This window comes from Massilia sp. LC238 (assembly GCF_000735635.1).
GTDB lineage: Bacteria > Pseudomonadota > Gammaproteobacteria > Burkholderiales > Burkholderiaceae_D > Telluria > Telluria varians.
On record NZ_JNNN01000074.1, the window covers coordinates 1 to 13,492 of the forward strand.

The 13,492-nt window shown below is 64.8% G+C and carries 14 protein-coding genes; 7 read left to right on the plus strand and 7 right to left on the minus strand.

Going from position 1 to position 13,492, the window contains the following annotated elements; genetic code table 11:
• Positions 1-473: 473 nt before the first annotated feature.
• The 4 genes from FG94_RS26790 to FG94_RS26795 form a co-directional block, all read right to left on the minus strand.
• On the minus strand, positions 474-731 hold the full coding sequence (locus FG94_RS26790) for a Txe/YoeB family addiction module toxin (protein WP_081926098.1): 258 nt from the start codon (positions 729-731) through the stop codon (positions 474-476).
• Positions 706-1,005: a type II toxin-antitoxin system Phd/YefM family antitoxin gene (locus FG94_RS20150; protein ID WP_051996949.1), complete on the minus strand. Its 300-nt coding sequence runs from the start codon at positions 1,003-1,005 to the stop codon at positions 706-708. Before FG94_RS20150 ends, FG94_RS26790 begins: the two co-directional genes overlap by 26 nt.
• Positions 1,006-1,346: 341 nt before the next feature.
• Positions 1,347-3,617: a TonB-dependent receptor gene (locus tag FG94_RS20155; protein ID WP_036215410.1), complete on the minus strand. Its 2,271-nt coding sequence runs from the start codon at positions 3,615-3,617 to the stop codon at positions 1,347-1,349.
• Between the two features lie 93 nt (positions 3,618-3,710).
• Positions 3,711-4,067 (minus strand): DUF2946 family protein, encoded by a 357-nt coding sequence (locus FG94_RS26795; RefSeq protein WP_229446006.1) that lies wholly within the window; start codon positions 4,065-4,067, stop codon positions 3,711-3,713.
• An 84-nt stretch (positions 4,068-4,151) separates the two neighbouring features.
• On the opposite strand from FG94_RS26795, the gene FG94_RS20160 reads away from it, so the two are divergent.
• Positions 4,152-4,376: a hypothetical protein gene (locus FG94_RS20160; RefSeq protein WP_036215412.1), complete on the plus strand. Its 225-nt coding sequence runs from the start codon at positions 4,152-4,154 to the stop codon at positions 4,374-4,376.
• Positions 4,377-4,713: 337 nt separating this feature from the next.
• Here FG94_RS20160 and FG94_RS20165 read toward each other — a convergent pair whose 3' ends face one another.
• The 3 genes from FG94_RS20165 to FG94_RS20175 form a co-directional block, all read right to left on the minus strand.
• Entirely contained in the window at positions 4,714-6,336 is a 1,623-nt protein-coding gene (locus tag FG94_RS20165; RefSeq protein ID WP_051996946.1) for a M48 family metallopeptidase, read from the minus strand.
• Positions 6,323-6,595, minus strand: a complete 273-nt coding sequence (locus FG94_RS27715; RefSeq protein WP_161783984.1) for a hypothetical protein — start codon at positions 6,593-6,595, stop codon at positions 6,323-6,325. Before FG94_RS27715 ends, FG94_RS20165 begins: the two co-directional genes overlap by 14 nt.
• An 80-nt stretch (positions 6,596-6,675) precedes the next feature.
• Positions 6,676-8,136, minus strand: coding sequence for a CHASE2 domain-containing protein (locus FG94_RS20175; protein WP_229446008.1), 1,461 nt, complete (start codon positions 8,134-8,136; stop codon positions 6,676-6,678).
• 362 nt (positions 8,137-8,498) lie between these two features.
• Between FG94_RS20175 and waaF the strand changes: the two genes are divergently transcribed.
• The 6 genes from waaF (at position 8,499) to kdpA (ending at position 13,492) form a co-directional block, all read left to right on the plus strand.
• Positions 8,499-9,518 (plus strand): lipopolysaccharide heptosyltransferase II, encoded by a 1,020-nt coding sequence (waaF, locus tag FG94_RS20180; protein WP_036215417.1) that lies wholly within the window; start codon positions 8,499-8,501, stop codon positions 9,516-9,518.
• A gap of 24 nt (positions 9,519-9,542) precedes the next feature.
• Positions 9,543-10,544, plus strand: coding sequence for an ADP-glyceromanno-heptose 6-epimerase (gene rfaD / locus FG94_RS20185; protein WP_036215419.1), 1,002 nt, complete (start codon positions 9,543-9,545; stop codon positions 10,542-10,544).
• A 147-nt stretch (positions 10,545-10,691) separates the two neighbouring features.
• A complete protein-coding gene (locus FG94_RS20190; RefSeq protein ID WP_036215421.1) occupies positions 10,692-11,438 on the plus strand; it encodes a TorF family putative porin in 747 nt (248 codons plus the stop codon).
• Between the two features lie 130 nt (positions 11,439-11,568).
• Positions 11,569-11,661: a potassium ABC transporter ATPase gene (locus FG94_RS27975; protein WP_200880009.1), complete on the plus strand. Its 93-nt coding sequence runs from the start codon at positions 11,569-11,571 to the stop codon at positions 11,659-11,661.
• Positions 11,658-11,747, plus strand: coding sequence for a potassium-transporting ATPase subunit F (locus FG94_RS20195; protein WP_036215423.1), 90 nt, complete (start codon positions 11,658-11,660; stop codon positions 11,745-11,747). Before FG94_RS27975 ends, FG94_RS20195 begins: the two co-directional genes overlap by 4 nt.
• A gap of 2 nt (positions 11,748-11,749) precedes the next feature.
• Positions 11,750-13,492 carry a potassium-transporting ATPase subunit KdpA gene (gene kdpA, locus FG94_RS20200; RefSeq protein WP_036215425.1) on the plus strand — a complete coding sequence of 581 codons (1,743 nt, stop codon included), beginning with the start codon at positions 11,750-11,752 and terminating at the stop codon, positions 13,490-13,492.

Sequence of the window (13,492 nt, forward strand, 5' to 3'; positions counted from 1 at the left end):
GTGCATCCGCATTCGGCGCTCGGCTACAAATCGCCGCGCATGTTTAGGAAAGAGCGACGCCGTCAGGCTCTGGAAACTGACGCTAACTAAGCATCAGGCTGTGTCCGGGAAAAGCGGGGCAAGATCAGGCCCGCGGAACGTGGGCGAATCCCTGCTTGCTCTGCCGTGAACGAATCGAAGCCGGCCACCCATCGGGTGGCCTTTTTTTGTTGCCTGGCGGAGAGAAGCAAGGGTTGCAGGGCGTGGGGCGCCCTGCAACGCGGCCTCTGCGTGGTCGCCAAGGCGGCAGGTTCGAAGCCTCGCGCGTACTCGCGCGAGGGCGGCCCGCGGAACGTGGGCGAATCCCTGCTTGCTCTGCCATGAACGACATCGAAGTCGGCCACCCTTGGGTGGCCATGTGTTTTTGTAGAAGCGGCGCACCAAAGGCGACTCGCATTATGCAAAAAAGGGAGCGTTTCCGCCCCCTGGTGCGATCAGTAGTGATAGCGGCACGAGATGATAACCAACTCCTCATCACGTACTTCGTAGACAAGACGGTTTGCTTCATCAATCCTTCGTGACCAAAAGCCGCTCAGGTTGTATCGCAAAGCTTCGGGTTTGCCGATTCCCTCGAAAGGGTTTCTCTGTGCATCTTTGATCAGATCATTGATGCGTTTGAGCGTCTTCTTATCTTGAGTTTGCCAGTAAACGTAAGTTTCCCAGGACTCAGGTGTGAACTTCAGGTTGAGCATGCTGCTGTTCCTCAGCTTCGGGGGTTTCTATTAACTCCCGATGCTGCGCTTGACCCGAACGTGCCTGAGCAATGGATCTGGCTAGGTGAGCCGCATTAGCAGGTGAGCTCAACAGGTGCACAGTCTCCATGAGGCTGCTGTAATAATCGAAGGACATCACTACCGCATCAGGCGCATCGCGGCGCGAGATAACGGTAACGTCAGCGTCCTCGACTACTTGGTCGATAACAGTCCGAAGACTGTTGCGAGCATCGGAAAAGTTAACGATTCGCATTTCTTTACTCCGCATAATCATATTGTAGAGAGACATGTTGTTGCCTTTAGTCTCGTGCGTGATGAGCTAGTTCGATGATGACTATCTGTTTCGTCAATGTGGCCCGTAGTAAAACATGCAATAAATTTGTACTTGTACTGTAAGTTGTACAAGTCGAGTATAGGAGCATTTTCTACAGTTTGCAAGCTGGTAGCACTACCTGCGTTGCAAGAGCGTAGGTAGTGTTACTAAAGCTACAGGTAGAGAGCAAACATACTCTTACAGCCATTCAGAGTCGCCCGACCGTGTGCTGAATCTGTCTGGCGCTTGGAGGGAAGGTGGACCGTTTACTTGCGCATCCATCACAGATCGTAACGCGCCTCCAGCACCCAGGTCCGCTGCGAATACGGATGAAAATTCCAGTACTGGTAATTGTTCAGATTATCCACCCCCACCGCCACAGTCCAGTGCTTCACCGGCTTCCACGTCACCCGCCCATCCACCGTGAAGTGCCTGCTCGCCCCCTGATAAGCAAACCCGTTCGGATCCGAATTATCCAGCGTCGAAAACTGCCGCCCCGAATAGCGCGCCGCCAGCGAGTACGCCAGCCGATCACCAACACGGTAAGTCGCCACTCCCGTCGCCCGCCAGCGCGGAATCCGCGGCTGCCACTTGCCTACACTGGCTGGAAACTTGTCATTACGCGTAATCTCCGACTCCGTCCAGGTCACGCTCGACTGCAAATCAAGCCCATCCACCCCCACGTCGTCCGCGTCGTAAGCCACCTCCAGCCCCTTGGTCTCGATCCGCCCCACGTTCTGTACGTTGGTCACGTTGGGCGTCACCAGCACATTGGTCTGCGAATACAGCGCATCCGAGGTCCGCTCCGCAAACGCCGTCAACCGCAGCAATCCCTTGTCGAGCTGGCGATCCGCACTCAGCTCCCCCGTCCACGACCGCTCCGGCTGCAGGTTCGGATCATTGTTGATCAAGGTCCCGCTGCCACTGATGCCCCCTTGGTACAGCTCCGACACCGTCGGCATGCGCACCGCCCGCCCCGCCGATGCCTTCAACACCCAGGAAGGCAGGACCTGCCAGGCCAGCGCCATCTTCGGCGACACATAGCTTCCTGAACGTTCCCCATGCGCGACAGTGGTAGCAGCATTCGACGTCCGCCCATCCCGCGCCTGCCAGCGTTCCACCCGCACCCCCAGCACGGCTTTCCAGCTTGGTGCAAACTTCCACGTATCCTGTCCCCACAAGGCCTGCGTCGTGGTACGACCCGAGAATGCCTGATTGCGGGCACCGGGCGCACCACCCAGCCAATCACCCGTCGCATTCTCGATGCTGGCCAGCTTGTAGGCCTCGCGCTGGTACCCAAATTCCACGATATGCGCCCCGGCCACGCCGTACGGCCGCCAGATGCCCTTGGCCGCAAAGGTATTCCAGCCGGTCCCCGACATGTCCACGATTCGTCCCGCGCCGCCTTTCAGCGCAGCGGGCAGGGCGATGGTCGGCGCGCGCAGCAGGTCCTGGTCATAGTCATACAGGCTCGCCGCCAGCTCCCAGTCGAACACGCCCTTGCTGTGGCTCTTCACCGACAGCCCGTGCATGAGATGGCGCAGCTCCTCGTTCGACGCATTGAAGTCGGTGGCGCCAAGGGTATAGCCTCGCCCGTCGATATCGATGCGCCCGCTGTACACCGGCGTCCCGGCAGCGTCGCGCAGGTAGGACGTCGGCCGGCCTTCGGAATCGTTTTGCCACACGCCCAGCGTATAGCTGGCCCGCAGCGTCGGCGTCAGGTCATAGGCGAGCTTCACTTTCACATGGTCTTGCACCGTGTCGTACTGCGTGCCGGCGCCCAGCAGGTACCACGCCCGATTGGTCCGGTCCTGGCCGAGGACAGCTCCGATAACGGGCGCGCCGCCCGGCGCCGCGCCGGCACTCAGGTAGCGGGTAGGAAAAGTCAGCGGCTGCCCTTCGTTGCTGCTCCGGTTCACGTCGATGAACCAGGACCAGCGCCCCTCCCGGTTACCGAGCGAGGCGCTCGCCTGGCGCCCGTTGTAGCGCTCGTGCGTCCCGTACAGGTCGAAAGGCTGGTGGGTGAAGCCGAACTTGGCATGCGCCTCGAACTTGGTCGGCATGCGCGTCACGTAGTCGACCACGGCGCCCACCGAATTGCCGCCATAGGCCGCCGAGAACGGCCCGTACAGCACGTCCACGCGCTCGATTTCCTCGGGCGTGACCATGCCCCAGCGCGGCGCGAAGTTGGCGCCGTTGCCGAGGTAGTTGGACAGCAGGATGCCGTCCGCGTACACCATCGAGCGCGCGCTGTTGCCGGTGCCGGAGGCGCGGGTCGACGGCACGGCGTGGTTGTAGTCGCCGATGTAGCGCTTGCGCACCAGCAGGCTGGGGAGGTATTTCAGCGCGTCTTCCGCGTCGGTGGCGTTGATGCTGTGCTCGATCTCGGCGCGGGTGATGCCTTCGATGGTGGTCGGGATCTGCGTCGGCAGCGAGGTCGGGCGCAAGCCGGTGATGGTGACGGTGCCCAGCTGTTTGACGGGTCCATCCTGGTCCTGCGCGAGCGCGGCGTGCGAGATGGCCGCGAGCAGGGTGAGTGCGAGCTTCTTCATTGCGTTTCCTTGGGCGTGTGACGGCACAGGCGTGGCGGGTCACACGCGATAGCGAGTCTTCCGGTAATCAGAACCGGTACGGGGGACGAGCGGTCAGGAGACGCCTGGCGGCGCACGTGACTGCGCCGGTGTCCACGCGAACTGCGGGGACGGGGACTGGTAGAAGAGTCGCGGATAACTGTCGCGCGGGAGGACGACAAGCGGCGGTAGGTCGGGTGGCGGAGGCAGCAGCACCGGCGCATGGTGCGAGCAGCACAGGTCGCAGTGCGTCATGTCCGGTATCGCTCCCGGAGCCCTGTCCGGACTGTCCGGCACGGGCATCATGACCATGCCGGCCGCGGTACAGATTTCGCTTGTTTGCGCAAGAAATTGCGGCGGGGCGAAGGCATGCGACAGCGCGGGCGCGAACAGGCTGAACACGAAGGCCACGAGGGCGATCCATGCACGCAAGACCTGGCTTGTCGATGAGCGGGGCATGCGGACATTATAACCAGCGCCCGACGGAGGCGCCGGTATCCCGCAACAGCAGGGGAATTGCGGCATCCATGGAGGCTGGTCCTCGACGAGTCCACCAACCACCTCGACGGCCCGAGCCGCCATGCCTTGGCAGCGAAGCTGCGCGCCTGGCGGCGCGGCCTGATCGTGGTCAGCTACGACCGCGCCCTGCTGGGACAGATGGAGCGCATCGTCGAGCTGTTCGATGCCGAACTCCCGTTCGCCGCTCCGGCCCGAACGACTGCGGCAAGTCGACCCTGCTGAAGGTGATCGCCGGCGAGCTGGCGTCATTGACAGGGCGCGCAGTGCGCGACCCGGCCTGCGTCTGGCTCGACCAGTACCTCGGCACCCTCGAACCCACGGAGCAGCACGATCGACCGGCTGCTGGAAGCGAGCCAGGCCTCTGGCCAGGACCGGCTGCGCACCTACCGGCCCAGACCGGCCCCGACGCCCACAAGGTGACCCAGCCTGCTGGCCAGCTACGCAAGTATCCCGGGGCCTGGTGGTGGTCCCGCACGACGAGGTCTTTCTCGAGCGCCTAGATCTGATCCACCGCTTGCGCGCCATTACGCAGGGATGGCGGCTCGCCTGAGCCGAGGACCTATTTTTTCTTGAACAGCTTGTCGACCATGCTGCTGGCCTTCTGCTCTGTATGTTTCTCCTGTGCGGCGCGTTCGGCCGGGCTGGCAGCCGCATTCGTGCAGCGCTGCGACACGCGCCGGAAGCGCTGGCCGCAGTTGCCCGCCATGCGCTTCGCTTCGTCCCAGCCTTGTGTCTCGCCGTAGAAGCGTACCGCGTCGGGCCAGGCTTCTTCCGCATTCTGGAAATACTGGAGGCCCGCGTCCAGGATCTTCCTGGCATTGGCGCGCTGCCCGTCCTTCAGGCGCTCGCTGCGCACCACGTAGACCTTCCAGGCGCGGTCCGGCGCCGACTCCAGGTTCTTGTCGAGCAACAGGGCGGGGTCGAAGCGCTTCTTTCCCATGGCGGCCGGCTGGGCTTCGAACACAAGGTACAGGGCATACAGGGGAACGGCGTGCGTTGCCGTGTTGCCGGAGGCCGCTTTTTGCGCGGCGGCGATCGAAGCCGGGGCGGCCGGCGCGGCGATCGCCTCGAAGGCCAGCGCGTAGTTGGCGAGCAAGGCGGCGGTCCGCCTGTCCTGGCGGACTGCTTCCAGCGGCGCGCTGACCGGCCGGCTTGGCGCCAGCAAGGGCGGCACCGGAGCCACCGCCTGGGCCAGCGTGGAAATCCGCTCGGTGGTCTCGGGATGGCGGCTCGCCAGCCTGGCGCTGAGGTTCTCGACCCCGATGCCGACCTGCTTGAAGAAGCCGTTGATGCTGGCGTTGAGCTCGCCCGCCCCCTGGGCGATGAGCGCATTGCCGCCGCGCTTGGCGCTGTCGCGCATGGTCTCGTCCCTGGCCTGCTTGCGTACTTCCGCCACCAGCGCTTCCTGGCGCTGTTTTTGCAGAGCCACATTGTCGTCTTCCCAGGAGGCCAGACGTTCGAGGAAGGCTTTCATGCCATGTTCGTAGGAGTAGCCCAGCTTCAGCGACAGGTTCAGGCCGAGCATGGCGGCCGCACTTTCCTGGCTCCGGCCGTATTGCACGGTGGCGGCGCCGCGGCCCAGCACATATGCGGTGACAAGGCTGTCGAGCTTGTTCCAACCTTTCACTTCCGCCGTCTTCCTCGCCAGCGCATAAGCGGCGCCGGACAGGCTCATGACCGTGTCGGCATCCTGCACCGCCGTGTCGAGCAGGTGGTAGTGAAGGTAGATGTGGGCGAACTCGTGGCTCAGCAGGGCCACCAGTTCGTCCTCGCTCTCCACCGAGGTAAACCAGGGCAGCGACAGGTAGATGTTGCCGGCGCCCGTCGCGTAGGCGTTGAGCGACTGGTCCGCAAGCAGGTGCACCTCTCCCGGCCAAGCCGGCACGCCGGCTTTGTCCTTGATGCGCGCATACAGCCTGTTCAGGTAAGCCTGCGCCTCGGGTGCGTTGACCAGGCCGAATCCCTTGGCCCGCTCGTTCAGGACATCCTGCTCGGTGCCGGGCCAGGCGCGCGCCGCCGGAGGCGGAAGCTCGCCGGTCGGATGCAGGGCAGGCGACTTGGCCGGGCCGGCGACAAAGGAATCGGTGCCGCGCGTCGGAACGGTCTCGCAGCCGGACAGGATGGCCAGCGCAGCGGCGAGCGTGATGGCAGCCTGCCAGCGCAGGGGCTTATTTGCAGGCACGGGTTCCGGCTCCCGGGGTGGCGGCGCTCTGGGTGCTGGAGGCCTGGACGATGGCGCCGCACTTGGCGTTGACGCCGCGCGTGGTCCGCACTTCCACGCTGCGCACCCAGTATTGCTTGTCGTCGAGCATGACCCGCAGGGCACCCGGCTGCTTTTCCTCGATGGAAAGGGGAAGGGCGACGTCGCGCAGTGCCACCTGGCGTACCGGCGCCGCGGCGTCTGGGCCATCGTACAGGTTGAGGGTGGTCGCGCCGGTCATGGCGGGGCCGACGACCAGCCCCTGTGCCGATGCCGCGGCGGACGCCAGGAGGAGGAGCCCGGAAAAGAACTGCGACGGTTTCATGATGCCCTTTCTGTATCCAGATGTGATGGTTGACGGTCCTGCGCCTGCGCCTGGTGCAGGCCGCCAGCGGAGGCGGGAAGTTCGCCGAAGAAGAACCAGCGTATTCTGCCCATGTAGTTGATGCCTTCGGCGAACAGCGCCATCGTTACCAGTTCGACCACTGGCAGCAAGCCGATCCGGAACCAGGTCTGGAGCAGTGCGATCACGATCATGGCCAGCAGCGTCTGCACCGCCAGGCGCAGCAGCCAGGAGCCAGCGCCGGCGGCGACGTGGCGCAGGCGTTGTCCGAAACTCGCCAGTTGCCGGCCAGCCTGGCCGTCGTCATACATCGGCAGGTCAAGCAGTTTCTCGGCGCCGAAGCGCACCAGCAGGACGATTGCCAGCGTAATCATGCCCGGCACGAACAGCGCCAGCGACGGGGGCATGGTCCATTCGGCGCTCAACTTGTAGTCGCTGTCGTAGGTCAGGAGGTTGTCCAGCGCCATTGCGTGCAGGTGGACGCCGGGGATCAGCCGGTGGATTGGCGAGTTCGCATAGTCGTTGTAGCCGGGGACATTAGCGCCCACCATCACGTAGCGGCCAGCCAGGTAGGGCGCCAGTTCCTGTGGCGAGAGTTCGCCTGCCTGCGCCATGGACAGCGTGCGGTGGTAAGGGCAGGGCGGCGGGCTCTCCTTCATGAAATTCGAGCGGATGACCCCGGGCACCAGCAGGCGCGGATCGAAGCGGCCCGGCGCGCAATCGCGTAGCAGCGCGGGGCGATGCGGCTGAGGCGCCGAGTCCAGCCCCCATACCAGCGCCATCGGCACCGTCTCCGGGCCGAGATCGAGGCCGGCGACATCCTGCGCGATTGCCATCGCGGCGCTTCGGTGCGCGGGCTGGCCGGGCGCGGAGGGCGGGCCTGCCTGCCAGCCATCCGCAGCGAGATGCCGGGTCAGTGGATAGGTCCACGCGTAGCCGTCGAGCGGGTCGGGCAGGTAGTCTACGCCAACCAGCGTAAAGCAGGGCAGCGCGCCCGGCGCCGTCTCCAGGCCACGCCGCAATGCCAGCCGGCCGGTGTCGGGCGAGCTCAGGGCCGCCAGGAAAACCGGAACCTTGTAGATGTTCTGGATGGTGCACAAGGCTTCCCGCAAGGCGGGCAGGCTGGGGTCGGGACGTTCCTGGCCGAAGGTGATGTCCACCAGCAGGGCCCTGGGTCGCGTCAGCGGATCGGCTGCCAGCCGCAGCAGCCAGTCCGCATGGTCCCGGTAGCTGAGCGGCCAGGCGTTGCCGGTGGCGTCGAGAAATTCCCGGTCGTAGGTCAGCACCGTGATCTGGTCGCGCACGGTTTCCGGATAGGCGACCGAGGTCAGCGGAGCCTGGGCGGTCGCCATGAAGCGGGTCATGACCATGCCGCTCGCATCAAGCCGGTCGCCCAGGAACAGCATCGCGAACGATGCCATGGCCAGGACGGACAACATGCACGACAAGCGCCAGGCCCTGGCCGCCCAGGTATTGCGGGCCAGGCGCGGCAGCAATGCCTCGCCAATGCAGCGCGCGGCCGCTGTCCGGCGCGGGTGTCGCCAGAGGGCGAACGCGATATTTCGTCCTGCGGTACGAAGCCTGGGGAAGTTCATGAAATGCGATTATCGAAGCGCCTTTGACACGGCATGGACCGGTTGACAAACTGTTTCAATAGTACAGGCACGAAGATCGAATAACAAAAAAATAATTAATTTGATGCAACATGCATATGTCGGGTAATCCGGGGCGGGATCGAAGGTGCATTGTTATAATCACGGGTTCTCAGCTCGCGGCCTCGCCCGCACCGACACCTACGATCATGTTGCGCACGCTTGTCATCTCCCCCAACTGGATCGGCGACGCCGTCATGGCGCAGCCGCTGCTGCGCCGCCTGCGCGAACAGCATCCCGAGCGGCCGATCGACGTGCTGGCGCCGACCTGGGTCGCGCCGGTCTGGCGCGCCATGCGCGAAGTGGACGAGGTCATCGAATCGCCCTTCAAGCATGGTTCGCTGCAGTGGAAGGAACGCAAGGCCTTCGCGAAAATGCTCAAGGCGCGCGGCTATGCCGACTCCTATGTGCTGCCGAACACGCTCAAGTTCGCCTTGATCCCCTGGCTGGCGGGTATCAGGAAACGCGTCGGCTACAAGGGCGAGATGCGCTACGGCCTGGTCAACGTGATGCACCACGACGACAAGGCCGCGCCACGCCCGATGGCGCAGTTTTACCAGGCGCTGGCCGACGAGCCGGTGCGCCACCTGCCGCGTCCGGAAAAATTGCCGGAGCCGGAAATGCGGGTCGAAGCAGGCCAGGCCGAGGCCGCCATCGCGCGCCTCGGCCTGCCGCCGGGCACCTACGTGGCCTTCGCGCCCGGCGCCGAGTTCGGCCCCGCCAAGCGCTGGCCGGCGCCATACTTCGCCGAGCTGGCGCAGACTATCCGCGCGAATGTGCCGGACGCGCAGATCCTGCTGCTCGGCTCGCCGAAGGACCGCGCCGTCTGCGACGAGATCACCGCCATCGTGCCGCAAGCGAGCAACCTGGCCGGTTCCACCTCGCTGAGCGAGGCGATCGCGCTGATCTCGGTTGCCGCCGCAGTGGTGACCAACGATTCCGGCCTGATGCACATCGGCGCCGCGCTGCGCCGCCCGGTGGTGGCGATCTACGGCCCGACCGACCCGCGCCACACGCCGCCGCTGTCCGAGCTGGCGAAGATCCTGTGGCTGCACATCGCGTGCTCGCCCTGCCAGCAGCGCGAATGTCCGCTGGGGCACCAGAACTGCATGAAGCAGATCCTGCCCAAGGATGTGTGGCAACCGCTGCAGCCCATGCTCGCAGCCTGAACGATTACTGAAACGAGGTAGAAAATGATACTGGTTACTGGCGCTGCAGGCTTCATCGGAGCCAACCTGGTCCACGCCCTGTCGAAGCGCAAACCCTTCAGCGTGTTCGCGGTCGATAACATGGCGCGTCCGGAGAAATTCCTGAACATCGTCGATGCCGAAGTGGCCGACTACCTCGACAAGGAAGACTTCATCGTGCGCCTGAAGGCCGGCGAATTCGACGGCAAGTTCTCCGCCGTGCTGCACCAGGGCGCCTGCTCCAACACCATGGAGACCGACGGCCGCTACATGATGAAGAATAACTACGAGTACACCATCGCGCTGTTCGAGTTCTGCCAGCGCGAGCGTATTCCCTTCATCTACGCCTCGTCGGCCGCGGTGTATGGCGGCGGCAGCGTGTTCAAGGAAGAGCGCCAGCACGAGCGCCCCCTCAACGTCTACGGCTATTCGAAGTTCCTGTTCGACCAGTACATGCGCCGCTACTGGGCGCAGCACGGCATGGCCAAGGGCAGCCAGGTGGTGGGCCTGCGCTACTTCAACGTGTACGGACCGCTGGAAGGGCACAAGGGCACGATGGCCTCGGTTCCGTTCCACCAATACCACCAGTTCCAGAAAGAGGGCAAGGTCAAGCTGTTCGGCGCCAACGAAGGTTATGAAGCCGGCACCCAGATGCGCGACTTCATCTACGTGGAAGACGTGGTCAAGGTCAATCTGTTCTTCCTCGATCATCCGGACAAGCGCGGCATCTTCAACCTCGGCACCGGCCGCGCCCAGCCCTTCAACGACCTGGCGGTGGCCACGGTCAATGCGCTGGCCAACGAGGGCAATGCGCCGCTCACGCTGGCGCAGATCGTGGACAAGGGCTTGCTCGAATACATCCCGTTTCCGGACAAGCTGAAGGGCAAGTACCAGAGCTTCACCCAGGCCGACATCGGCGCGCTGCGCGCCGCCGGCTACTCCGAGCCCTTCACCGACGTCGCAACCGGCGTCGCGAAATACATGCAGTATCTGAAAACGGCCCGCTAAGCCGGCATCGTCGCCCCCGCGCAGGCGGGGGCCAATTTCCCCCGCAGTCCGATACATCCCGTTTACGCTCTGTCCCCCAGCTTTTAGCGCGTTTTTACACGCGATCACCTAGGCTTTCACCTGCTCCAACAACAACAGCAGGACACCATGAAAGCATTGATCCAAGCCTCCGTGCTCGCCGCCACCATCCTGGCCCCGGCCGCCCACGCGCAAACCGATGCCCCGGCATCGACCACCACCTTCAACCTCGCCGCCACCAGCGACTATCGCTACCGCGGAATCTCGCAGACGCGCCTGCAGCCCGCGTTGCAGGGCGGCGCCGACTACGTCCATTCCTCCGGCTGGTACGCCGGGGCCTGGGCCTCGACCATCAAGTGGATCGAGGACGCCGGCGGCCATGGCAAGGTCGAACTCGACCTCTACGGCGGCAAGCGCGGCGAACTCGCGCGCGGCCTGAGCTATGACGTCGGCGTGCTGCGCTACCTGTACGCAGGCAATGACCTCGGCAGCGTACCGGGCTTCGCCAATGCGAACACCAACGAAATATACGCCCAACTCGGCTACGGGCCGGCCTACCTCAAGTACTCGCACGCCACCACCAACCTGTTCGGCTTTGTCGGCAGCGACAACACGTCCTATCTCGACCTCGGCGCCAACCTCGATGCCGGCAACGGCGTCACGGTGCAGCTGCACGCCGGTCGCCAGCGCGTCGAGAACAACGGCGCCGCCAGCTATACCGACTGGAAGCTCGGCGCCAGCCGCGCGTTCGGCGCCGCCAGCGTCGCGCTGGCGGTGGTCGGCACCAACGCCGGCAAGAGCGCCTACGCCTCGCCCGTCAACGGCAAGTTCATGGGCAAGACCGCGCTCGTGCTGAGCGTCGCGGCCAGCTTCTAAGCCGGTCACGCCCGCTCCGCGGCATACACCTCATTTACACCCCGTTTACACGGCGCCGCGCGCTTTTTACGCACCATTTCGCGTGGCGCCGCTACCTTCCATCCAATCACAACACTGGGTACGAGTGCACATGGACTTCCTTTTCATCGGCGCCTTCCTCCTCCTCTTCGCGCTGACCTGGCTGCTGCTGGCCGGCTGCCACCGCCTGGGAGGCAAGCAATGACCACCTTTTATCTCGTCGGCGCCCTGGTCGCCGCCGGCCTGCTGGCCTATTTGCTGGCGGCCCTGTTCATGGCGGAGGAACTGTGAGCATGTTCTCCGACTTCCTGCCGCTGCTGGCGGTCTTCTTGCTGGTGTTGCTCCTGCTTGGCTATCCGCTAGGGCTGTTCATGGCGCGTGTCGCCGATAGCGCGGCGCTGCCCGGCATGCGCTGGATGGGCCGCGTCGAGGCGCTGTTCTACCGCGCTGCCGGCCACGGCTCCAGGGCCGCGCAAGGCTGGAAAAGCTATGCGCTGGCGCTGGTCGCCTTCAATGCCGTCGGCGCGCTGGCTGTGTATGCGCTGCAGCGCGTGCAGGCCTGGCTGCCGCTCAATCCCGAAGGCATGCCCAACGTCGGCGCCGACTCTTCCTTCAACACCGCGGTCAGCTTCGTCGCCAACACCAACTGGCAGGGCTACAGCGGCGAGCAGACCATGAGCATCCTGACCCAGATGCTGGGACTGGCCTGCCAGAACTTCTTCTCGGCCGCGACCGGCATCGCCGTGGCCTTCGCCCTGATCCGCGGCTTCGCGGCGCGCTCGAGCAGCGCGATCGGCAACTTCTGGGTCGACCTGACCCGCGCCACCCTGTACGTGCTGCTACCGCTGTCGATCGCGTTCGCGCTGTTCTTCGCCAGCCAGGGCGTGGTGCAGGGCTTCTCCACGCACGTCGACGCGCAGGTGCTCGATCCGGCCAGCTATGCGCTTCCGGACGGCGCCGGGACCGCGCAGGCCGTCACGCAGACCATCCCGATGGGACCGGTCGCGTCGCAGGAAGCCATCAAGCTGCTGGGCACCAACGGCGGCGGCTACTTCAACGCCAACTCGGCCCATCCGTTCGAGAATTCGAACGCGCTGTCGAACTTCGTGCAGATGATCGCCATCTTCCTGATACCCGCAGGTTTGTGCTTCACCTTCGGACGCACGGTGGGCGACATGCGCCAGGGCTGGGCGGTACTGGCCACCATGACCGTGCTGTTCGTCGTCGCGGCCAGCCTGGCCTTCGCGGCCGAGCAGCAGGCCAATCCGCTGCTGGGCGCGCTCGGGGTCGATGCCTCGGCCGGCAACATGGAAGGCAAGGAAACCCGCTTCGGCATCGCCGCCTCGACCCTGTTCTCGGCCGTCACCACCGCCGCCTCCTGCGGCGCGGTGAACGCCATGCACGACTCCTTCATGCCGCTCGGCGGCATGGTGCCGATGGTGCTGATGCAGCTCGGCGAAGTGGTCTTCGGCGGCGTCGGCACCGGCCTGTACGGGATGCTGGTGTTCGCCATTCTGGCGGTCTTCATCGCCGGGCTGATGATCGGCCGGACTCCCGAGTACCTGGGCAAGAAGATCGGCGCCTACGAGATGAAGATGGCCTCGCTGGTCATCCTGATCACGCCATGCCTGGTCCTGCTCGGCACCGCCGTCGCGGTCGTGGCCGACGCCGGCAGGGCCAGCGTCGCCAATCCTGGCGCGCACGGCTTCTCCGAGATCCTGTATGCGCTCAGCTCCGCCGCCAACAACAACGGCAGCGCCTTCGCCGGACTGTCCGCCAATACCCCGTTCTACAACACCCTGCTGGCGGTGGCGATGTGGTTCGGCCGCTTCGGCGTGATCGTCCCGGTGCTGGCCATCGCCGGCTCGCTCGCCGCGCGCCGGCGCCTCGACGCCAACGCGGGCACCATGCCGACCCACGGGCCGATGTTCGTCGGCCTGCTGGCCGGCGTGGTCCTGCTGGTCGGCATCCTCAACTACGTGCCGGCGCTCGCACTGGGCCCGGTGGTCGAGCACCTTCAGCTGTTCGCGAAGTGA

Coding starts and splice junctions, on each gene's coding strand:
- FG94_RS27715 (WP_161783984.1), bottom strand. CDS start 6,595: ATGACCGGCGCGACCACCCTCAACCTGTACGATGGCCCAGACGCCGCG.
- FG94_RS20175 (WP_229446008.1), bottom strand. CDS start 8,136: ATGTTGTCCGTCCTGGCCATGGCATCGTTCGCGATGCTGTTCCTGGGC.
- FG94_RS20150 (WP_051996949.1), bottom strand. CDS start 1,005: ATGCGAATCGTTAACTTTTCCGATGCTCGCAACAGTCTTCGGACTGTT.
- waaF (WP_036215417.1), top strand. CDS start 8,499: ATGTTGCGCACGCTTGTCATCTCCCCCAACTGGATCGGCGACGCCGTC.
- FG94_RS26790 (WP_081926098.1), bottom strand. CDS start 731: ATGCTCAACCTGAAGTTCACACCTGAGTCCTGGGAAACTTACGTTTAC.
- FG94_RS20155 (WP_036215410.1), bottom strand. CDS start 3,617: ATGAAGAAGCTCGCACTCACCCTGCTCGCGGCCATCTCGCACGCCGCG.
- kdpA (WP_036215425.1), top strand. CDS start 11,750: ATGTTCTCCGACTTCCTGCCGCTGCTGGCGGTCTTCTTGCTGGTGTTG.
- rfaD (WP_036215419.1), top strand. CDS start 9,543: ATGATACTGGTTACTGGCGCTGCAGGCTTCATCGGAGCCAACCTGGTC.
- FG94_RS20190 (WP_036215421.1), top strand. CDS start 10,692: ATGAAAGCATTGATCCAAGCCTCCGTGCTCGCCGCCACCATCCTGGCC.
- FG94_RS27975 (WP_200880009.1), top strand. CDS start 11,569: ATGGACTTCCTTTTCATCGGCGCCTTCCTCCTCCTCTTCGCGCTGACC.
- FG94_RS20195 (WP_036215423.1), top strand. CDS start 11,658: ATGACCACCTTTTATCTCGTCGGCGCCCTGGTCGCCGCCGGCCTGCTG.